Source organism: Flavobacterium xizangense (genome assembly GCF_054075145.1).
The window spans coordinates 1-244 of sequence record NZ_JBSIPG010000261.1 but is presented as its reverse complement, the minus strand read 5'-3'; the positions used below and the strand labels follow the sequence as shown (position 1 = coordinate 244).

Annotated in this window: 1 pseudogene; it reads left to right on the top strand. The window is 31.6% G+C overall.

The window, feature by feature from the left end:
• A pseudogene (locus ACWA1B_RS23360) lies at positions 1–244 on the top strand (Ig-like domain-containing protein); the annotation flags it as partial.

Here is a 244-nt window from a genome sequence, read left to right as displayed (position 1 = left end):
AAAAGATTCACTTCAGGTCTGGTACAAACCTTTAAAGGCCGATTCATTATCTATGGAAGTGGAGAAAGGAAGCTACAACAAAAAGTTTTCTTTTAAAATTAAAGCTTTGAAAAAAGACACTTTAAATATTAAAGCGGTACAAAACGGCCAAATTAATTTTAGAGAACGTTTTACACTGGAAACCGAAACCCCATTGGTGAAATTTGATAAGTCTAAAATCAATTTGGTGAATAAAGATTCTGTT